This is a genomic window from Paenibacillus sp. 01T431, assembly GCF_056398625.1.
Genome location: NZ_JBFTPT010000029.1, coordinates 12,155 through 32,381, shown reverse-complemented (window position 1 = coordinate 32,381; position 20,227 = coordinate 12,155). Strand labels below are relative to the sequence as shown.

The window sequence follows — 20,227 nt, the reverse complement described above, 5'->3', positions numbered from 1 at the left end:
TTGGAAGCGTAAAGCAAAAAAAAAAGCTGACCGAGGTAAAAACACCCGATCAGCCTTAACCGCCATATCTAGAAGCAGACCCGCCTCTTCTAGAGCTGCAGTTGCTTCAAATTATAAAACTCGCCTTTGCTTGCCATCAGCTCATCGAAGGTGCCGACCTCAACAATACGTCCATGCTTCATGACGACAATACGATCTGCATCACGAATCGTGGACAGGCGGTGAGCGACAATGAATGTCGTCCGGCCCTTAATCAGCTCCTGCATCGCCTTCTGAACATGAAATTCTGACTCGTTGTCGAGTGCGGAGGTTGCTTCATCCAAAATAATAATTTTTGGCTCGCGTATAAGCGCACGTGCAATCGCAATCCGCTGACGCTGGCCGCCAGACAACTTGCCGCCATGTTCGCCAACCATTGTATCGAGGCCGTCCGGCAGCTGCCCGATAAACTCGGATAGATTAGCCATCTCAACAACACGATTCACTTGCTCATCGGTAATATCGCGAAGGCCATACGTAATATTGTCTCGAATTGTTCCTGAGAACAAAATATTCGTTTGCGGCACGACCGCCAAATGCTTGCGATAGCTGCGCAGGTCAATGTCCGCCAGATCAATGCCGTCCATCAGCACTTTCCCGCCCGTTGGCTGCAGGAAGCCGATAACTAGATTGAGCACTGTTGATTTACCTGCGCCGGATGCGCCAACAAATGCAATACATTCGCCTGCTTCAACTTCGAGGGTAACATCCTCAAGCACATGATGTTCACTGCCCGGATATGAAAGCTCTACGCCCTCGAAAGAAAATTCACCTCGTACATCGGCAACTTTTCTTTTGCCGCTATTATTTTCAATATCGGTCGATACCAAAATCTCTTTAATGGAATGAATTGATTCAAGACCTTTTGCAATTTGCGGATAAATGTTAATGAGACCAGTAACGGAAGCCAAAATCATCGCAAAAAAACCTTGGTACATAACGACGTCGCCAACCTGAATTTGCCCATTGTAAGCTAAGTATGCCGTGAAAATTAAACAAAGCACCTGAAAAATTTGAAACGTCACCCAGTTTGTTGAGCCAAAATACGCCTCCACCAAATCCAGCCGATACCCTTTGCCTTGAATGTTGTTCAGCGTCTGGTCAATACGTGCGATCTCTACCTTCTCCAAGCCGTGTGCGCGCGTAATCGGAATCATCTCGACCATCTCTGACACGCGAGAGGACATTTGTTCTATTTCTTTGCGGAATTCCTTGTTCGACTTACGGATTTTGCGCCTGAAAATCGTTACAATCGTTATGGACATTGGAATGGTCAGTATAAAAAACAACGACACAATCCAGCTGCTGTTCAGCGTTATAATAAACGATACGATAATGTTAACGACAGCCGGCGCCAAAGCAATCATGAACTGCTTTGACATCATCTCAACCGCTTCGACATCGCGCAGCACCTTCGATTGCAGCTTGCCCGCAGGCAGTTCCCTGTGTTGATTAATGGACAACTGCTGCAGCTTGCGCACAAGCGCGCTGCGAAGTCCCGCTTCTACATATCTTACCGCACGGCTCAAAAAAGAAATGTAAGCGGCGTGGGTTGGTATGTTCTGCAAGATGACGATCAAAATAATAACAAAGTTAATCCAAATGCCGCTTAGCGGATATTTTGCTGGATTCGTCGCAATGTTGATAATATTTGCCGTTACAATCGGCAGCACATAAACGGGCGCGCTTTTGATAAACAAAAATAATAATGAAATCAATAGATTGGCAAAGTTGCCTTTGTATAATGACAATAAAAACTTCAACGGGCTGACATTTTCCTCTAGTGCCGCGTTTTCAAATGTGCTCGCTAGTCCCTTTGCAGCACCAAGCTGAGTTTTTACAACCCTCTCTGACATTTCTCTCTCCATCCTTCTGCAGCTCTGCATGCTGTCCAACCATTCTAAATCCGGCAAGCTACCGCATCATCTTACGCTCATTCCACCTTCCTGTAAATGTGCGATATTGCACTTCTTATATTCAATTTTGCTCTTCAATACTAGTGGTGCTTAGCTTTATAATCCTTTGGCGTTTCACCGACCATTTTCTTAAAAAGCTTGTTAAAGTAAACAGGATCACTATAGCCGACCAGCTGTGATATTTCGTAATTTTTCAAATTTGGATGATCGCTCAAAAACTGCTTTGCCTTCTCTATTCGAATGTCGATCAAATAGTCTGTCAGCGTCATGCCTGTCTCCTGCTTAAATAAGCGGCTCAAATAATTGGCGCTCATGCCGACGGTGTCAGCGATACGCTCCATTTCGAAGTTTTTACCGTATTCTTGCTCCAAAATCGTTTTCATTTGCTCAATAACATGATGCTCTTTTTCCTTCGAGATCGTCTCTTGTGCTGGAGCAGATACCGTTGATTCCGATGTTTGCCCGTTTTCGCTGCGCTCCTGCTCAATCTTAACCAGTATGTCGTACAAGTTCACCTTGTCCACCGGCTTGAGCAAATAATCCCGCACGCCAGAGCGAAGAGCCTTGCGTGCATACTCAAATTCACTAAATCCACTGAGAACAATCGTATCAATCGACTTATCGCGCAAGTGCTCAATTAGACGCAAACCGTCCATCATCGGCATCTTTATATCAGTAATCAGCACATCCAGCTCGCCTTCACTGAGCTTCGAAATTTGCGCCCAAGCGTCCATTCCGTTGCTGTAGGAGCCGATAACTTTGATTTCCAAATCCATTTTCGTTAATATTTTTTCTAGACCCAGCCTTATGAATTCTTCATCATCCGCGATCATAATGTTCAACAATCCTGCTCGCTCCTCCCCGCGTGTTCCTCTTCTAGTTTGTGCTAAAATCGGTACATCTGCAATGAAAAGAAAGCGGACGGTTTATTTAACCGCACCGCTTGTCACACCCGCGAAAATATATTTTTGCAAGAACACATAAAGAATTGCGGTAGGAATCATAATGATAAGAATGGCTGAGGATATCATTTGCCAGTCCCCGCTGTTGACCCCGAAGAAACGCATGAGTGACGTTGATACGACGACATGTTCGGCCCTAGGCAGATATAGGAGCGGAATAAACATGTCATTATAGATGCTGATTGTTTTCAAAATAATGATTGTCGCTGTCGCTGGCGCAAGCAGCGGGAAGATGATGGAGCGGAAAATACGAATCAATGAAGCACCTTCGATCATCGCGCTTTCATCTAGTTCATAAGGGATATTTCTAATGAATTGCAGATAAATGTAGATTTGCAAAATATCTGCGCCTACATAGATTAGTACAGGCCCCATCAAATTATTCGTTAAGCCAAGCGCCTGAATCGTTTTGTAGTTGACGACTTGCGTTGTAATCGCTGGAATAATCGTGGCGAATAGGAACAAGCCGACTAACGGGCCTTTAAATTTGAAATTGAAGCGCCCAACGGCATAACAGAACGCCGATCCGATCAATATGTTCAAAATTAGCGTGATCGCGATAATAAACAGCGTATTCCCGAACGCATGGAGCATATCCGCCTGCTTGAAGGCTTGCGCAAAGTTTTTAAAATAAAGAAAGCTATCCGGCATGGAGATCGTCGATTTCGTGTGAAATTCATCCTTCGTCTTAAAGGCGTTGACGACGATGATATAAGGCGGGAACAAAATCGCAAACGCAGCCAATAGAAGGCTTAAATATTTGATTGTGTCCCAAAGCTTATTGGATTTATTCATCGATTATTCCCCCTTTCCTTTCAACAAAAACCGCTGAATCGATAATACAATGACAACAAAGAGTAACAAGACGACGCTCATTGCGGATGCCAAACCATAGTTGTTGAACTGAAAGGCGGTCTCAACAATTTTCATAACGAAGGTTTCACTCGATCCTGCCGGCCCGCCCTTGGTTAAAATATAAGGCAGATCAAACACCTCTAAAGCGCCGGTTACCGTTAGGAACAAATTGAGCTCGATGATTTTGTAAATGTTCGGCAGCGTGATGCTAATAAATTTTTGCCAGCCGTTTGCCCCGTCAATCGATGCCGCTTCGTAAATATCACTTGGAATCGATTGAAGCGCCGCCAAATAAATGACCATATTGAAGCCCATAAAGCGCCAGAAGCCAATAGAAGCAAGCGTATAGTTTACAAAAGAACCACTGCCGAGCCAGCTTGTTTTGGAGAGTGCATCAAAGCCGAGCTGTCCTAGCAAATAGTTTAATGATCCGTTTGTCGTATCGAATACGTAACCGAATAAGTATGCTACAGCAACGCCATTTAGGATGTACGGTAAAAAAAGCAGCAGCCTGAAAAAGTTTTTCCCCTTCAGCTTGCTGTTCAGCACCACTGCGAAATAAATCGCGGCAATATTTTGTACAATTCCAACAGCGAAATAGGCAAAGTTATGTTTGAAGACGCCAAATATAGCTGGATTTGAAAATACTTCTTTGTAGTTCGACCAACCAATCCATGGTTTGTTTTGACTTAAGCCGTCCCAGCTCGTAAAGCTTAATCGAATGAGTTCCATTGCCGGATAATAGGCGAATGTCAGCAGCAGCAGCAGCGGCAATGCGACGAAGCCAATAATGACATAGTTCTTCTGTGTTTTAAAAGGCAATCTGCTAAACATGAGACAACCCCATCCTCCCTGCGTCTTTCTAATCGGAAGGTGCAGGATAGACAACCGTTAAAGGTAATCCATCCTGCACGCAGCCCTTACAATCCTAAATCTTTTTTCGCTTTCGCCCACGCTGTGTTCACTTTATCCAATACCTTTTGCGGGTCTTTAGCTAATACGAATTCTTGTACAACTGCAGCTTGATCAAGCTGCGCTTTGTTTTGAATTTCTGTCGCTGCATCTACCGGTGCAGCCGGCTCGAAAAATTTAGGGGTAAAGCTGTTGAATTCCGAAAGCTGTGGAAGCTTCGATTCTTTGGCTTTCAAAGTAGGAATGAAACCTGCGAAATCATCATAACCGGATTCTTCGATCATCCATTGTACGAATGCTTTGCCTGCTTCAACATTGCCGTTTTTGTTAACTGCATAGAAGAAATCCGGGTTAAGCGGTGCTTTCGCTTCGCCAGTGTTGTCGACTGGGAATGGGAAGAAGCCAATGTCCTCAGCAGGAGCGCCGTTTTCGATTACTTGGTTAATTACCCAGTTGCCAAGCAGATACATACCGAATTTGCCAGTTGCTACGTCTTTTTTCGATTGCTCCCAGTTCGTCGAGTTCACGTCTGTTTCCAGGAAACCTTTTGTGTACAACTCACGAAGAATTCCCCATGATTTGCCGTATGCATTATCAAGCGTGTACGGTGTTTCAGATTCAGCACGTTTGTTTTGGTGGTCAGAAGCTCCGCCAATTAGCGTTGGAACATCGTATACCCAAGTATCAAGCGGCCATTTATCTTTGAAGTTTGATGCTAGCGGCACGATGCCAGCGTCTTTAAGCTTTTGCGATGCAGCTAGAAATTCGTCGTATGTTTTTGGAAGAGCTGTAATGCCTGCTTTCTCGAAAGCTTTCTTGTTGTATACGATACCGACTGTCGATCCGCCAGAGGATACACCATACATTTTGCCTTCTTGCGCCTTCAAATCCTTGAAGTGAATTTCACCTGAGAATGCAATGTCGTCAAGCGGAGCGAAATAATTAGGCAGCTCTGCGTTTGGAATCGTTGGTACAAATACGACATCTGGGAAGTCTCCGGAAGCGATGCGGATTTTCAACGTTTTATCATAGTCCGTTATGGCTTCAAATTTAAGATCGACACCAGGATATTTGTCTTCAAAACGTTTTTCGTAATCGACGTACTGTTTGTCAATCATGTCGGTACGGTTTGTTAAGAATACGACTTCTCCTTTTATCGTTGATGCTTCTTCTGTTCCACCGTTTTCCGGTTTGTTTGTTGCGGTGTTATCCGTGCTCGGCTTGTTCGTAGGTGTATTCGTGCTTGCGTTATTTCCACCACATGCAGCTAACGATGTTAGCATAACTACAGAAACAAGTGCTAACGAAATGACTTTTTTCATTTTCTAAATCCCCCTCAGCTCGTTTTGATTCCGCTTACATTTCGATAATACCTCATAAAATGTGGTTCTAAAATGGTTTGAAATATGATTTATAGTCTTCAACTGTCATTTTGTGAAAACGTTTTTTTACGCATTTTCACTCATTATTGTGCATACACATGCCGCTTTCTGCGTTATTAAATGAAGCAATTTTATAAGGTTGCTTGCTGTTCAAGAAAGGTATTGCAAACAAGACTAGAATCATGTTTACTTGTTATATAACAAAAATATTATTAGCAATAACAAAAATACCAAATATAAAGTGAGGCGACTCCAATGACAACTAAAGCAGCCTATATAGGCGGAATGACATGGGGCTGGACAGGCATTCGAGGCACATGGACTGGCGAAAAAGCGGATCGTTCGATGGAACTAATGGCCGAGCGGTTAAGCGTGAACTGGACAGCTATTGCACTTGGCGCACTTCAAGATCATGCCCACTCCACCGAAATTAAGTTTCGCGAGGCGCCTACGGTTACCGATGAGGAAGTTCTTGGTGCCATTCACAAAGCGAAGGAACTAGGTCTTAACGTTTGTTTGAAGCCGGTCGTCAATTGTGCGGATGGCACATGGCGTGCACATATTAATTTCTTTGATCTCGATGTGCCTTGCGAGCCAAAATGGTCTGACTGGTTCGCTTCTTATACTACATTCATTTTGCACTATGCCAAAATGGCTGAAGAAACAGGTTGCGAAATGTTTTGTGTTGGATGCGAAATGGTACAAACCGATCGCAGGGAATCTGAATGGCGTGAGCTCATCGCAGAGGTTCGCAAAGTTTATTCGGGCATCGTTACGTACAACTGCGACAAATATCAAGAAGGCCAAATTAAATGGTGGGATGCTGTTGATGTCATTTCTTCCAGCGGCTACTACCCTATCGATGCTTGGGTAGAGCAGCTGAACCGGATTGAAAAGGTCGTATCCGAATACGACAAGCCTTTTTTCTTCATGGAAGCAGGCTGTCCTAGCCGCGAGGGCTCGCAGTATATTCCGAACGATTGGGGACTTGCCGGCGCGCCTAGCGAAGAGGTTCAGCGTCAGTTCTACGAGACGATGTTCTCCCATACGGACAAACGTGATTGGGTTGGCGGCTTTATGCTTTGGGATTGGCCGGCGAGGCTATATGAAGAGGCCGATGCGAGTGCCAACGACGATTATTGTATGTATGGCAAGCAAGCAGAACAAACGGTTCGTCAATATTATGCAGCCAAAATAGCTGAATCGAGTGACGGAGGTTTGGGCGAATGAACGTAACTAACGAGCAGTGGCTGGCAAGCATCAAGCAGGAGCTGGAATCTAACATTCTCGGCTTTTGGATGAAAAATACGATCGATGAGCAAAAAGGCGGTTTCTACGGCAATATCAGCAGAGATTTAACCGTTAACGATGAAGCTGGCAAAAGCCTGGTGCTTAACACACGTATCTTGTGGACCTTCGCCTCCGCTTATCGCATGACTGGCAATGAAGCTTATCTCGAAATGGCTGACCGTGCCTATCGATATGTAAATAAATACTTTGTAGATCAAGAATACGGCGGATTATACTGGATGGTCGACGCAGCTGGCAGCCCAGCCGAAACGAAAAAGCAAGTATATGGCCAAGCCTTTGCTATTTATGCTTACTCCGAGTATTACCGCGCTACCGGGAATGAAGCTGCGCTTCAGAAAGCGATCTCACTATTTCATACGCTTGAGAAATATAGCTACGACGAGCAATATAAAGGTTATTTTGAAGCTCTTACACGCGAGTGGCTGGAAACCGACGATAATAGCCTGAGTGAAAAAGATTTGAACGAGAAGAAATCCATGAATACTCATCTCCACATCATGGAGGGTTATACGAACCTATACAGGGTATGGAAGTCGGATGTGCTGCATGCCAAGCTGAAAGAACTAATCGAAATCACAATAAAACATATTATTAACCCAGATAACGCGCACTTTATCCTTTTCTTCGATGAAAAATGGAACGGCAGATCCGAGCATATTTCTTACGGTCACGATATCGAGGGCAGCTGGCTGCTGGTCGAGGCCGCTGAGGTGCTTGGAGATGCAGCATTGCTGGCTGAAGCCAAAGCTATTGCCATTCGAATGGCAGAAGCGACGCTGAATGAAGGCGTTGACGAGGACGGCGGTCTTATTAATGAGGCAGGTCCAGATGGAATAATCGATTCGCACAAGGATTGGTGGCCGCAAGCAGAAGCTGTTGTTGGTTTCTATAATGCTTATCAAATGACGGACGATGAGAAATACCTTGAGGCTGCTTTGAAATCGTGGCAGTTCATTGAAAATTTTATCGTCGACAAACAGTTTGGCGAATGGCACTGGAGCGTAACACGCGATGGAGCTCCAAGCGACAATTTACAAAAGGTTAGTCCTTGGAAATGCCCTTATCATAATGGACGCGCATGCTTTGAAATGATCGAACGCTTGTCTGGTACTGCTACTTCACACTAATGGAGGTTTATTCAATGAGTAAATTTAATGAACGCAAGCAAATGCTAACAGACCGTTATGAGGCGCTTGTACAGCGTAAAAACGAGCCAGTAGAAGTTAGCAACGGCGTTTTTGATCGTTACATGCACCCTGTTCTAACAGCAGAACATGCTCCGCTAATTTGGAAATATGATTTTAATCCTGAGACGAATCCTTATTTCATGGAGCGCCTCGGCGTTCATTGCGTATTCAATCCAGGAGCAATCTTCTTAAATGGCAAATTCCATCTCGTAGCTCGCGTTGAAGGCAATGATCGCAAATCATTTTTCGCCATTGCAGAGAGTGACAGCCCCGTTGATGGTTTCCGCTTCTGGAACCACCCTATTTTGCTTCCAGAAACAAGCGATCCCGATATTAACGTCTATGATATGCGCCTCGTTCAACATGAGGACGGCTGGATTTATGGTCTGTTCTGCACAGAGAGGAAAGATCCTTCCGCTCCAAAAGGAGATCTGTCGAGCGCAATTGCACAATGCGGTATCGTAAGAACGAAGGATTTGAAGCAATGGGAGCGTCTTGCTGATCTAAAAACAGCGTCCAACCAACAGCGCAACGTCGTGCTTCACCCTGAATTTGTAGACGGAAAATACGCCTTCTATACTCGTCCTCAGGACGGCTTTATCGATACGGGTTCTGGCGGCGGTATTGGCTGGGGACTATCCGATACGATCGAGAATGCAGTTGTAGAGCGTGAGATCATCATTGATGAACGCCATTATCATACAATTAAAGAAGTGAAGAACGGTCAAGGTCCCGCTCCAATTAAGACGGACAAAGGCTGGATTCATATTGCTCACGGCGTTCGCAACACCGCGGCAGGCTTGCGTTATGTACTTTATGCATTCCTATCCGACTTGCAGGAGCCTAACAAAGTAACGCATCGTCCTGGTGGCCACTTGCTTGCACCAGAAGGCATTGAACGTGTCGGCGACGTATCGAACGTAGCTTTCTGCAACGGGGTTATCGCACAGGATAACGGCAACGTCTATATTTACTACGCTTCCTCCGACACACGCTGTCACGTTGCTGCAACTACCGTTGATCAACTGCTCGACTATTGCTTAAACACACCGGAAGATCCGCTTCGCTCCTACGCATGTGTAGAGCAGCGCATCGCTTTAATTGATCGCAACTTGCAGCTATAATCCTCTTCGCCATTGCAAGGAACTTTAGTCTTTCCAGCCTAAAAGAAAGAGCTTCCCAGAGAGCAGCATTTCTGCTTTTTGGGAAGCCCTTTTTCATTTATTGTTTGATACAAATTACTTTTTGATATCCATAGGAATAGAGATGGTCTTATCGTAGGTTTTAATATAGGAAAATCCGTTAAGCAGCAGCTGTTCCGGTTCCTCTTCCGTGTTAAAAGAAAACGTCTGCTCCCACAAGATATTGCCATTTTTCAAATCCCACGGGCGTGATGAGGAAATGGATGAGACGGGAACTACACTATCACCCGATTGAACAGATAAGTTTTCTGTTTCCAAGATTGTAAATTGTTTTCTGGCGATAACGATATCATAACCTGTATCGGTTTTTGTAACGCTGCGAATCCATAACTTTTCATTCCCAATCTTTATGGACAGATCTGATGGCGAGGCTAGGGAGATCGGCTCTTCTATTTTCTGATAGCCAGCAAAATTTTCGAGTACGAGCTCAATGTTTTCCAGCTTGTCTGTCGGCAGCACATCAAATTCAAGTTCAAATGCTGCCTTGCCCTTTTCACCGGAATGATCCGACTGCATTCCCCATGATTTCACTTCTGTTCCATTCACATAAAGCTTTGTTTTGCCTGAGAACCTCGGGTATCCCCCATCATTCATTTCATAATGTCCCTTTACGATGGTAGAAGTAGGTGAAGCTGTGATGGCGTCATAGTGGACCGATCCCTCATCGACCGAAACAGATTTTGAGATATCCTCTTTAAGCATGCTTTTCATCGCTTTATTCGCTTCAAACTTGAAGGAGATTGGGTAAGATGCCCGTTCCCCATTTTCTAGCCACTCACTAAATGTAACGGTTAATGTTCTAGAGAATGGACTAACCGATTCAAATTTATAGACGCCCTCGTACTGGGTCTCGTCTTTGCTATAATTGCCGCTTCCTTCTTTGGGATCGGAATCCGTTAAGAACCCTTCCATTTGACCCACGTTGTAACGCAGTGAACTATTGTCAGTAAATACAGAGCCTTCGGGTCTATCAATGCTATAATACATGAGTAAAGCGTTATCGTCCGCAATAACCCCGTTGATGGTAATGACAGTACCGTCCTCTAGCGTTTTGCTTTTGTTGACCGATTGTCCGTAGCCTTGCTCCGCCACTTCAGAGAAGCTAAGCGAGTTCAGCTCGATTTTGTTAAACAACTTGCCTCCGTAATAAGCAAACGCAGGATATTGATAAGTGCCTACAATCAGAAGGAGTGCTGCAGCTGATGAGACAACCCATGTCATCGCTCTATTCAGCTTTCTTTTCTTCACGGGAACATGCTCAAGTGCATTTCGAAGTCTGTCCTCAAGTCCTGATGGTGCCTGCACGATATTCAAGCTCTGTTTGTGCTCCTGTAATCTCTCCTCGATCGTTTTCATTACGATCCCCTCCGATCATCGCTTTCAATTTTTGTATGCCTTGCGAAATTCTTGATTTGATTGTTCCAATCGGCGAACAGGTCATGTCCGCAATCGTCTGATACGGAAGATCATGTACGTAGCGAAGCTCGATAGCTTCCCGCTGCTGTGCATTTAGATTCGAGAGCAGCACCTGCATGTTCATCTCAGACTCCGTGTTGCGATAAGGGTTATCTTCCGTTAATCCAGCAAAGGACGATTCTCCCTCGTCTCCCAGCGGAACAAATCGTTCTTTTTGGCGGAGTAGTTTTTTGCAACGATTGACGAGAATGGTTTTGCTCCAGCTGTAGAAGGCTTCGCTCTTTTGCAATTGATCCAGCTTTTCATAAAGCGTAACAATCATGTCTGCCATGGCATCCATCGCGTCATGCTCATTTCTCAAATAGCTGTAGGCAAGTCGATAATAAGCGTCCTGATCGGCTATGATTAGTTGTAATAAAGCTTCTTTGTTGCCTTTTTGAGCTTGTTTGACAAGACGGCTTACATTCATGTTCTCACCCCTTTCATAGATAAGAGATCACAGAGGCTCTTAAAGTTCATTTTGCGAAAAAAAAATCTCAACTACCACTTCACTGCGATGTTATTAGAAGATGTTGACATCAACTAAACCTGCATAATAACATCCATATAAATCTAATTTTACGGAGGCTCGCTATTATGGAGATTTCAAAGGGTGTAGAAATGCTTCAACTAGATTTTCACGGAACGATTATTCATCCCATTCTTTTGTGGGATCAAGATACGGCTGTTTTAATAGATACAGGTTTTCCAGGGCAAATCGAAGATTTACGCGCTGCCATTGAAAAAGCAGGCGTGTCATTAGACAAACTAAAATCTGTCATTTTAACGCATCAGGATATGGACCATATAGGCTGCCTTCCTGAGATTTTGAAAGAGTATGGTCATCATATTAAAATTTATGCGCATGAATTGGATAAGCCATATATTCAGGGAGAGATACCGCTTTTAAAAGACCGGCACCTTGAGAACCCTCCGAAAGGCAGAGTGGACGATACGCTGATCGACGGTCAAGAACTGCCGTTTTGCGGCGGTATACGCGTCATCCACACGCCTGGGCACACTCCCGGCCATATTAGCCTTTATTTAAAGCAAAGTAAAACGCTCATTGCTGGTGATTCAATGTATAGTGTAGACGGAAATCTCGGGGGAATTCATGTCCCGACTACACCGGATATAAAAGAGGCTCGTCTCTCTTTGAAAAAATATGTAGACCTCGATATTGCATCCGTCGTTTGTTATCACGGGGGATTAAGTACCGAAAATGTTAATGATCAGTTGTTAAAGCTCAGCCAAGAGTAATTATATATAAAGGGTTCCACATACTGATCAAGCAATATATGTGGAACCCTTTTAAGTTTTATTTTAGAAGCATAACCTATCCATAAAGGGGAGAAAATACCCAAAGATCAGCCACTTTCTAGAAAGTTGTGTGAATGCTTTGGAAAATAAATATGTCAAAGAAACGCGATCCTTTAAGGTTTCGAGAGTATTCCCAACCGATGTAAACAATCATAATACGTTGTTCGGCGGCAAACTTATGTCTTATATCGATGATATTGCTTCGATATCCGCTTCCAAATTATGCAGAGTTACCGCGGTAACCGCTTCGACGGATTCCGTTGATTTCTTGCATCCAATCCGGCCAACAGATTCCGTTTCCCTAGAGTCCTTCGTTACTTGGACGGGCAAAAGTTCAATCGAGGTTTTTGTGAAAGTGATACGAGAAGATTTAAGAAGCGGCGAGCGAAAAATAGCAGCAACCTCTTTTCTTACTTTCGTTGCCCTAGATGAACAAAATAAGACAATACTTGTACCTCGTATTGTCCCTGAAACGGAAGAAGAAATTAAATTATATGAAACAGCCGAGCATAGAACGGCAATGAGGAAGCAGCGCAGAGAAGAGAGCAAAAAGTTTGCAGACTTTTTGCTGACGAAGTTTCCGTGGGAATAATCGTCCCCTTTTATTACTATTTATTTTGACGAACAGCATCATTGCTATTGCTGCGTGTTCCCTCGCCCAGCAATTTCATCGTAACCATGCCGATTGCCAAGCACCAAACAGGGGCAGAAACGCCGAGAAAGGCGACATTCGCTACCGCAATTGCAAATGTAAAGGCCGTTGAGTAGCGGTAGGCAGATTCCGAAAAAGCTGACTGAAGGCTTTGAATGAATACCCCCATCAATGAAAAACCCGTTAGAAGCCAAATAAATGAAGACGGAAGAATATTAATAAAGGCAATAACCTTCCAAGCAAATAATCCAAACAACGCCACTAATGTGCCCGAGACAATCGCTGCATAAGGACGAGATTCCTTTGCACCAGCTTCTTCGCTGCTGCACAGCATACTCATCATTCCGCCAACATTTACACTATGACCGCCAAGAAACGCTACAGCAGTCGTAGCAAAACCAGTTATCGTAATCGTCTTGGAAGCGGATGGCTCATAGCCATTTTTGCGAAGTGCTGCCAAAGCTACAAACAAATCGTTGCTAAGCACGAGTATCGACAAAGGGATAGCTAACGATAACAGCCCATTAATCGAAAACTCAGGGCTCACCACATGCGGCAGCGCAAACGGCAGCACCTCCATTGGAGGCAAATCGTAGCCAATCCATAGCGCAAGCAGCCCCATGCAAACGACGCCGAGCACAGGCGGAAAGCCCTTGAATAAACGGGGAAATAAGAAAAAACCGACCAAGGCCATGAACCCGACAAAGGGAGCATCCTTGACCGCGGGAACGATTTTTACAATATGGTTGAATATTAAACCGGCAAGCATCGCGTCCATCAGCGGCTTGGGCAGGAAAGCCAGCAGCTTATCAGACAGACCAGATAAACCAAATACAGCGATAATAATCCCGGAAATAATGCTCGCACCAGCTAACTCCTGCACTGTAAACTGTGTCGCAGAAGTGCTTAAGAAAGCAACAGCGGTTATCGAATGCGCGCCGCCAAACGGAATCTTATAAATCAATGTCAAAGCTATGTTCAACAGTCCGCCAAAAAAGTAAACGGCGAACAGCCACGCGACGAGCTCTAAGGTTGAAAAACCTGCTTTTTCAGCGCTGCTAACGATGAGTACGGCTCCGCCTGTACATGCTAGCATCGCAGATAATATACCAGTAAACACATTTTGCCGATTGAGCTTGGATTGGGTTTTTATCATCAAATCGCTTCCTAATCGTATAATAATAAGGCTTCCGAGTTGTTCAAGTGCTTAAGTATAACCGTTTCTATGCAATTTGTACCCATCCACTGCTCAAACTTTTTTCAGCCATTTCTGCGCATAACATATCAAGGCATCCCAAGACATCCCAAGATCAACTCTCTAACGAACTGTATTATTCTTATTGTGATGAAAACTAGCTTACTTAAGTTTTAACGAACCTCATGAACGTTATAGCATGCTGAATTGGGTGTCATAAGCTATTTTTCTCGAAATAACGATTCTGTAGTTCGTTGCACTTTTAATCCATTACGAAAGGTTAAAATAAGAGCTACTAGGTTCGTAAGTTATAGGTCCGAAAACGTTCATTCTGTCTGAGCTCCAGCTCCATTTCACACCTCGATCATACGCCGCCGCTACTCTATAAGCGCATATTTGTGCTTACAGACAACAAACCTAGCTTCTTCTCTCGCTGTAAGAACATATATGTGCTTATTGCTCCATTTCTTACCTCGATCATACGCCGCAGCTACTCTATAAGCGCATATATGTGCTTATAGACAACAAACTTAGCCCTTTCTCTCGCTGTAAGAACATATAAGTGCTTATTGCTCCATTTCCCACCTCGATCATACGCCGCAGCTACTCTATAAGCGCATATATGTGCTTACAGACAACAAACCTAGCTTTTTCTCTCGCTGTAAGAACATATACGTGCTTATTGCTCCATTTCCTACCCCGATCATACGCCGCAGCTACTCTATAAGCGCATATATGTGCTTACAGACAACAAACCTAGCCCTTTCTCTCGCTGTAAGAACATATATGTGCTTATTGCTCCATTTCCTACCTCGATCATACGCCAAGATTCGCTTGTCCACTATTTGCTTAAGCAAACATCAATAGACCAAAATAGAAAAATGGCGTCACAGGATTAAATCTCTGTGACGCCATTTTTTCAATATTCATATCCAGCTATCTCTCCAGTGAGTTCATCACTTTGGGACAGCCCCTTCAATCGTTTGTTTGTTATCGCATTACCATTCCACGCTTACTGCAATTCCTTCCGGAATGCCTGGATAGCGAAGAAGCACCGTTCCTGACTCTCCATCATACTCGTATGATGCCGCTTGATCACCAGCTGTGACGCTGCTAGGCTCACTTGGAACACGCAGGCGCGTACTAACCGTGATGTCCAGCGGTGACTCTGAAACAAAGGAAATTCCGTTTTCAGCCAACAGCTCCTCACGAATGCGTGACGAACTAACAAGAATACTTGTTTCTCCCAGCTGTTTATCCGAGTAGTTCAAATCAAACAACAAGCTGTCCTCGCCCGATTTGATTTCCACGGAATGTTTCACAGGCATGCTCGCTTCGAACAAATCAACGAACAATCCTTCCAGAATGATTGAATCATCCGCTTCCCTCTCATCCAGCACATGAGTAATGACATAAGGCCCCCGTCTAATATGCAACGAGGTGCTTTCCTTATAATCAACCATTTCTCCGCGGATCTCGAGCGACCTTTTTACAGCACTCCGTATAAGAGCTGCACCCGCTTCAGAACGGGACAACTCCGCTGGATTCTCACGGTAAAATAAAACAGCACCGCTGCCTACCGTAAACTCTCCTTGCTCCGGGTTTCTACCTAAGCCAAGCGACTCGAATAAATGTTCTTCCGGACGCATGTAAGAGCGGCGGCTGTTCTCACGGTTCCACCATTCCCGTACTTCATGATAGGGGTCCGAGCCGTCACCGACATAGATGAGTATGCCGCCCTCCCTCACCCATTGTCCGATAGCTTGATGAATGCCCGGATGCTCCGGCTTCATAAATTCGTAGCTGAGCAGCAGCACCCGGTAATGATCCAAATACCCTGGGAAGGTCAAAATATTGTCCAGCTGTACCGGTCTTAGCGGAATGCCTACCTTCACGAGCGGAAGCGCGAGTCCGTAAAAGGACGACCAGTCAAGAAGCTCCTTCTGCTCTTCACTCAGCTCTTCAGCTGAACTCGTTCCGTCATATTTGGCGGCTTCGCCTTCCTGCTCGCCTTCACGGATAACGTCCCCGCGTTGATACATTGCAGAGTTGGATAAGCAAAGGCCAATGCCAGCTGTATAGGCGTCGTCTCCAGCAACCTCATCATGGTTATGCATGTCGCGCAGCACATTCATGACCGTCAGAAGCACGGTCGCATAGTCACCCGGGATCATTTCTTTTCCTTTCCCGTCCTCAGTCGGGTAGCTGCCCTCGAATACACGGCGCGGCCATGGGCATACCTCGTATTGCTTCACCTCAGGATGCAGCAGGGAAGCAACAACAGTAGAACGATAGTTTTTACGATAGTCGCTCCAGCTGTATCTAGGGTTATCCTCTATCGGATCGTGAAGGAACCACATTTCACGCCCCGTCCCACGAGTGAGCTCCTGCATAATTCCATATTCCAAATATGCCGTCTCGAAGGTTCGCTCTCTGCGCAGCCCCTTATAAACGTTCGGAGTACGAGCCGTTCCCGTCCAGATCTGAGCAATGAAACCGTCACAGCCAGGCATCGACACGAGCAGCGCCTCAGGACTTATAATTCGCCACTGCGTGTAATTGATCAAGCTGTGAGTTGGGACATAGAAACGCACCGTTCTACCGTAGGTTACTAAGGAATATTCCTTCATTTGACTGCAAAGCCGGTCAAGCGCACGATAGTACATTGCCGCCTTCAGCTTGGATGCTCTATACTGAGCGTCCGGCGAGGAGTGGGGAGGAATCCAATCCTCCCCGTAATAATTCAGCCACTCCCGCTTGAACGCATCGGAATAACCAGATGCCGCCCAAAATTCCGGCTCCTCCAAATGAATCGCTTCTGCACCAGAGTCGATTGCCCGTTTAATATGAGAAGCCAAATATTCAGCGAAGGCAATGGTCGGAACCATATAAGGAACATCCTTGCCATGAAGCAGATGATTTCCGCTGCGGTCCATTTGAGCTTCATCCCAGTGCTCCCGTCCGTCGAATCGACCGTACAAGTAGTCCTGATACTCCCCCCAAGATACACCTGTCATCAAATGAATCTTATAGCCGGCATTTCTCCAGCCTTCGATCCGCTCAGGCAAATCATCAGATATTCCGTATACCATGACAAAATCGGTCCGCAAATCATACTTCGGGCCATACGGCCTTGATTCTTGAAAACCGGTCCACTCTGCTCGTTGTCCCAAACCCTTCGTCAAAGCGAGAAGCCTCCTTTAGTTTGCCATTCCAAACAAAGCAACTTCCTTGCCTTTCAAGTTGTCATTAGTAAACTGCATTGCTTCTTTATAGCCTGTTTTATTCATCTGACCGCGAAGATCATTAATGATTTTTAGTGCCGCTTCATCCGATTTCGCATAAATCGCTTCTTTCCAGACGTCGCCTATTTTGTCCATGGATGGCTTCAGCATTTCCCACTGAGGAGACTTAATCATAACGTCGCCAGGATTGTATGCCGAAATAACACTAATACCGTTAGGGCGTAAAATTTTACGCGCATTATCCATTGCTGCCAGACGATCCTGATCAGACCAGATGTCTCCAGCGCCAACGGAGTTGATGCGGTCTTGGCCAGACATGCTCTCAAGGCCAATGCCAATTCCTTCATTTTTCTTCATCTTGCCAGTTGTATCCGCTGAGAATTTATCAAACCATTCTTTTTTGGCTACAGGCTTGCCGTTTTCCATATCCCAATGTTCGCCTTGAATGCCGTAACGTACGAGAAGGAAACCTTCATCAGAAGCAAGATAGTCCAGCAAGCGAAGCGCTGCATCTACGTTTTTCGATTTTTTCGGAATAACGGTTACGTTGTTTCCTTGAATAGAAAGGTCAGCAGGACGGTCTGCAGCAGCGCCAGCACGCTCAAGCGGGCCAACTGGAATATAATCACTGCCTGGATGCGCTTTCACATAGTCCTTGGAAGCATCGAGAATCGCTGGATAGTGAGCAGCCAGCACTGCAATACGGCCTTGCTTGATTTTCTCATTCGCGATTGGATCAGTTTGCGTAAACGCTTCAAGATCAAGCAGACCTTCGGAGATCAGCTTGCGGTAATACAGCGTATAATCCTCGTATTGTTTCGAGAAGAAGCTGTTTTCCAGCGTTCCATCACCTTTATCTACATAACCAGAGCCATAGAACATCGTATTGCCGATACCGACAGCCCAGCCGTTATGGAAGCCTCCGAGAGGAATAACAGACATGCCATTTTCCTTCAGGTCAGCGTCCTTGATTTTTTTCAGGAAGCTGTAAAGCTCTTCCTTTGTACGTACGGATTGCGGGTCTACTCCAACCTTCTCAGCAATATCCTTGCGGACATAGAAGCCATAAAGCCAATCCATTGCATCCTCAGGTGTTGCAGGGTGGTTCTGGTAAAGCAAGAACTGCTTGCCGTCATACACATCAAAAGCTTTCTCATAAAGCGCTGGCGGAACATTGTCTTTCTGAATCGCTTTTGCTAGATTTGGATATTTGTCCAGCTTATCCGAAAGATCGACCAATTGGTCTTCCTTCGCTGCTTTTATAATTCCATCTAGCTCTCCGCCCCAAGCTGGACCTGTGTAAATATCAGGCATATCTTGAGTTGCAAAAATGGTGTTCACTTTCTCAACTTCACTGCCCTTTGTATATTCCCACTCGATCGTAATCCCCGTTTTTTCTTTAATAACCTTCTCGATCGCCGTCGTGTCTGTGTCGCTGCCGCTGGAGCCGTTCCAGTTGTGAAGAACTTTGAGTTTCACCTCTTTTTGCTCTGTACCGCTGTTAGTTGTGCCTGCGTTGTCCGAAGGCTTATTGACGGCGCCACCGTTGTTGTTGCTGCAGCCAAACAGCGTAACCGCCATCAGAGTTACTGCGAGAAACAACGAAGTGCTTTTTGCTCTTTTGTTCTTCATAAAAACCCTCCCGTGAACTGTAATGAAATATGATAAAGTCCCGAATGCGGACGATTATCCTTTGACCGAGCCAATCATAACGCCCTTGACGAAGTAACGCTGCAAAAACGGGTAAATACACAAGATCGGAAACACCGTGATAACGAGCAAAGCCATTCGAAGCGATTCCGGTGTTGCCCCAGCCACATTGACGCTGACGGTCTGACCGCCTTGCTGCGCCGCTCTCTGCATGGAGGATGATAGCGCTTCCGCTTCGGTCAGCAATTCTTGCAGCAGCGTTTGAACTGGTATCAGATTTTTATCCGACACATAATAGGCGCCTGTAAACCAGTCGTTCCAATGCGAAACCCCGATAAACAAAGCGATAGTCGCAAGAACTGGACCCGATAACGGTAGTATGATTTTAAGGAATATTTGAAAGTCACCGTAGCCGTCAATTCGTGCCGATTCCTCTAGCTCCTCCGGTATGCCTTGCAGGAACGTTCGAAGAATGACGATATGCATGAAATTGAATAACATCGGAATGACATATACCCAAAAACTGTTGATCAGATGCAGCTTCTGCAAAGTGATGAAATACGGAATGAATCCAGCGCTGAATATCGTTGGCAAAAAGATGTAATACGTAAAAAATGTTCTTCCTGGCAGCGTTTTTTTGGAAAGCGCATAAGCCATCAGCGTACAAAGCCCTACGTGCAGGAATGTGCCGAGCACCGTTCGAAGCAGCGTGATTTTGTAGGCCTGCCAAATGCGGGCATTATCAAAAACCTCTACGTAATTGTCCAGTGTAAATTTACGAGGGAAGAAATAAAGCGCACCCATCATCGAATCTTTTCCATCGTTGAGCGAGTAGACCAGAATGTAAATAAACGGGTAGATCATCGACAATCCGAACAATGTTAAGAAAATATAATTACAAATGCTAAATATAGAAAATCGGCTTTTCGCCATATCAAACCACT

Annotated in this window: 16 protein-coding genes; 5 read left to right on the top strand and 11 right to left on the bottom strand. The window is 45.1% G+C overall.

The genetic code is table 11. From position 1 onward, the window contains the following. Positions 1–89 precede the first annotated feature (89 nt). The 5 genes from AC1DM9_RS32120 to AC1DM9_RS32100 all read right to left on the bottom strand — a co-directional run bounded on the left by AC1DM9_RS32120 (position 90) and on the right by AC1DM9_RS32100 (position 6,006). Positions 90–1,895: an ABC transporter ATP-binding protein gene (locus AC1DM9_RS32120; protein WP_477584035.1), complete on the bottom strand. Its 1,806-nt coding sequence runs from the start codon at positions 1,893–1,895 to the stop codon at positions 90–92. Positions 1,896–2,035: 140 nt separating this feature from the next. Continuing rightward, positions 2,036–2,800 carry a response regulator transcription factor gene (locus AC1DM9_RS32115; protein ID WP_477584033.1) on the bottom strand — a complete coding sequence of 255 codons (765 nt, stop codon included), beginning with the start codon at positions 2,798–2,800 and terminating at the stop codon, positions 2,036–2,038. Positions 2,801–2,881: 81 nt separating this feature from the next. Then, complete coding sequence (locus AC1DM9_RS32110; RefSeq protein ID WP_441886451.1) at positions 2,882–3,712, bottom strand: carbohydrate ABC transporter permease; 831 nt, start codon at positions 3,710–3,712, stop codon at positions 2,882–2,884. Positions 3,713–3,715: 3 nt separating this feature from the next. Then, a complete protein-coding gene (locus AC1DM9_RS32105; protein WP_076268981.1) occupies positions 3,716–4,606 on the bottom strand; it encodes a carbohydrate ABC transporter permease in 891 nt (296 codons plus the stop codon). A gap of 86 nt (positions 4,607–4,692) precedes the next feature. Beyond that, complete coding sequence (locus AC1DM9_RS32100; RefSeq protein ID WP_477584029.1) at positions 4,693–6,006, bottom strand: ABC transporter substrate-binding protein; 1,314 nt, start codon at positions 6,004–6,006, stop codon at positions 4,693–4,695. A 315-nt stretch (positions 6,007–6,321) separates the two neighbouring features. Between AC1DM9_RS32100 and AC1DM9_RS32095 the strand changes: the two genes are divergently transcribed. The 3 genes from AC1DM9_RS32095 to AC1DM9_RS32085 are packed head-to-tail and all read left to right on the top strand — an operon-like array spanning position 6,322 to position 9,688. Next, the gene (locus tag AC1DM9_RS32095; RefSeq protein ID WP_477584028.1) at positions 6,322–7,296 is read left to right on the top strand and encodes a glycoside hydrolase family 113; all 975 of its coding nucleotides are present in this window, start codon (positions 6,322–6,324) and stop codon (positions 7,294–7,296) included. Next, the gene (locus tag AC1DM9_RS32090) at positions 7,293–8,504 is read left to right on the top strand and encodes an AGE family epimerase/isomerase (RefSeq protein WP_477584025.1); all 1,212 of its coding nucleotides are present in this window, start codon (positions 7,293–7,295) and stop codon (positions 8,502–8,504) included. Before AC1DM9_RS32095 ends, AC1DM9_RS32090 begins: the two co-directional genes overlap by 4 nt. Positions 8,505–8,518: 14 nt before the next feature. After that, on the top strand, positions 8,519–9,688 hold the full coding sequence (locus tag AC1DM9_RS32085) for a glycoside hydrolase family 130 protein (RefSeq protein WP_477551039.1): 1,170 nt from the start codon (positions 8,519–8,521) through the stop codon (positions 9,686–9,688). Positions 9,689–9,802: 114 nt separating this feature from the next. Here the strand turns inward: AC1DM9_RS32085 and AC1DM9_RS32080 are convergent, their stop codons facing one another. Both AC1DM9_RS32080 and AC1DM9_RS32075 read right to left on the bottom strand, forming a co-directional pair. Next, positions 9,803–11,122, bottom strand: coding sequence for a DUF4179 domain-containing protein (locus AC1DM9_RS32080; RefSeq protein ID WP_477584023.1), 1,320 nt, complete (start codon positions 11,120–11,122; stop codon positions 9,803–9,805). Continuing rightward, complete coding sequence (locus AC1DM9_RS32075) at positions 11,049–11,651, bottom strand: RNA polymerase sigma factor (protein ID WP_477584021.1); 603 nt, start codon at positions 11,649–11,651, stop codon at positions 11,049–11,051. Before AC1DM9_RS32075 ends, AC1DM9_RS32080 begins: the two co-directional genes overlap by 74 nt. Before the next feature lie 167 nt (positions 11,652–11,818). Between AC1DM9_RS32075 and AC1DM9_RS32070 the strand changes: the two genes are divergently transcribed. Together AC1DM9_RS32070 and AC1DM9_RS32065 are read left to right on the top strand one after the other, a co-directional pair. Beyond that, complete coding sequence (locus AC1DM9_RS32070) at positions 11,819–12,481, top strand: MBL fold metallo-hydrolase (protein WP_477584019.1); 663 nt, start codon at positions 11,819–11,821, stop codon at positions 12,479–12,481. 139 nt (positions 12,482–12,620) lie between these two features. Continuing rightward, positions 12,621–13,133: an acyl-CoA thioesterase gene (locus AC1DM9_RS32065; protein ID WP_076269129.1), complete on the top strand. Its 513-nt coding sequence runs from the start codon at positions 12,621–12,623 to the stop codon at positions 13,131–13,133. Positions 13,134–13,149: 16 nt separating this feature from the next. Here the strand turns inward: AC1DM9_RS32065 and AC1DM9_RS32060 are convergent, their stop codons facing one another. The 4 genes from AC1DM9_RS32060 to AC1DM9_RS32045 all read right to left on the bottom strand — a co-directional run bounded on the left by AC1DM9_RS32060 (position 13,150) and on the right by AC1DM9_RS32045 (position 20,216). Further along, the gene (locus AC1DM9_RS32060; protein WP_477584017.1) at positions 13,150–14,349 is read right to left on the bottom strand and encodes a benzoate/H(+) symporter BenE family transporter; all 1,200 of its coding nucleotides are present in this window, start codon (positions 14,347–14,349) and stop codon (positions 13,150–13,152) included. Between the two features lie 1,037 nt (positions 14,350–15,386). Further along, positions 15,387–17,573 carry a hypothetical protein gene (locus tag AC1DM9_RS32055; RefSeq protein ID WP_477512635.1) on the bottom strand — a complete coding sequence of 729 codons (2,187 nt, stop codon included), beginning with the start codon at positions 17,571–17,573 and terminating at the stop codon, positions 15,387–15,389. Between the two features lie 15 nt (positions 17,574–17,588). Further along, positions 17,589–19,265 (bottom strand): extracellular solute-binding protein, encoded by a 1,677-nt coding sequence (locus AC1DM9_RS32050; RefSeq protein WP_477512634.1) that lies wholly within the window; start codon positions 19,263–19,265, stop codon positions 17,589–17,591. Positions 19,266–19,319: 54 nt separating this feature from the next. Further along, positions 19,320–20,216 (bottom strand): carbohydrate ABC transporter permease, encoded by an 897-nt coding sequence (locus tag AC1DM9_RS32045; RefSeq protein ID WP_339204670.1) that lies wholly within the window; start codon positions 20,214–20,216, stop codon positions 19,320–19,322. Between the last annotated feature and the right edge of the window lie 11 nt (positions 20,217–20,227).

What these genes read in the sequence shown, in the direction of transcription:
- AC1DM9_RS32050 (WP_477512634.1), bottom strand. Translation starts at nt 19,265, where the DNA reads ATGAAGAACAAAAGAGCAAAAAGCACTTCGTTGTTTCTCGCAGTAACT.
- AC1DM9_RS32070 (WP_477584019.1), top strand. Translation starts at nt 11,819, where the DNA reads ATGGAGATTTCAAAGGGTGTAGAAATGCTTCAACTAGATTTTCACGGA.
- AC1DM9_RS32075 (WP_477584021.1), bottom strand. Translation starts at nt 11,651, where the DNA reads ATGAATGTAAGCCGTCTTGTCAAACAAGCTCAAAAAGGCAACAAAGAA.
- AC1DM9_RS32085 (WP_477551039.1), top strand. Translation starts at nt 8,519, where the DNA reads ATGAGTAAATTTAATGAACGCAAGCAAATGCTAACAGACCGTTATGAG.
- AC1DM9_RS32080 (WP_477584023.1), bottom strand. Translation starts at nt 11,122, where the DNA reads ATGAAAACGATCGAGGAGAGATTACAGGAGCACAAACAGAGCTTGAAT.
- AC1DM9_RS32100 (WP_477584029.1), bottom strand. Translation starts at nt 6,006, where the DNA reads ATGAAAAAAGTCATTTCGTTAGCACTTGTTTCTGTAGTTATGCTAACA.
- AC1DM9_RS32045 (WP_339204670.1), bottom strand. Translation starts at nt 20,216, where the DNA reads ATGGCGAAAAGCCGATTTTCTATATTTAGCATTTGTAATTATATTTTC.
- AC1DM9_RS32060 (WP_477584017.1), bottom strand. Translation starts at nt 14,349, where the DNA reads ATGATAAAAACCCAATCCAAGCTCAATCGGCAAAATGTGTTTACTGGT.
- AC1DM9_RS32105 (WP_076268981.1), bottom strand. Translation starts at nt 4,606, where the DNA reads ATGTTTAGCAGATTGCCTTTTAAAACACAGAAGAACTATGTCATTATT.
- AC1DM9_RS32110 (WP_441886451.1), bottom strand. Translation starts at nt 3,712, where the DNA reads ATGAATAAATCCAATAAGCTTTGGGACACAATCAAATATTTAAGCCTT.
- AC1DM9_RS32090 (WP_477584025.1), top strand. Translation starts at nt 7,293, where the DNA reads ATGAACGTAACTAACGAGCAGTGGCTGGCAAGCATCAAGCAGGAGCTG.
- AC1DM9_RS32095 (WP_477584028.1), top strand. Translation starts at nt 6,322, where the DNA reads ATGACAACTAAAGCAGCCTATATAGGCGGAATGACATGGGGCTGGACA.
- AC1DM9_RS32120 (WP_477584035.1), bottom strand. Translation starts at nt 1,895, where the DNA reads ATGTCAGAGAGGGTTGTAAAAACTCAGCTTGGTGCTGCAAAGGGACTA.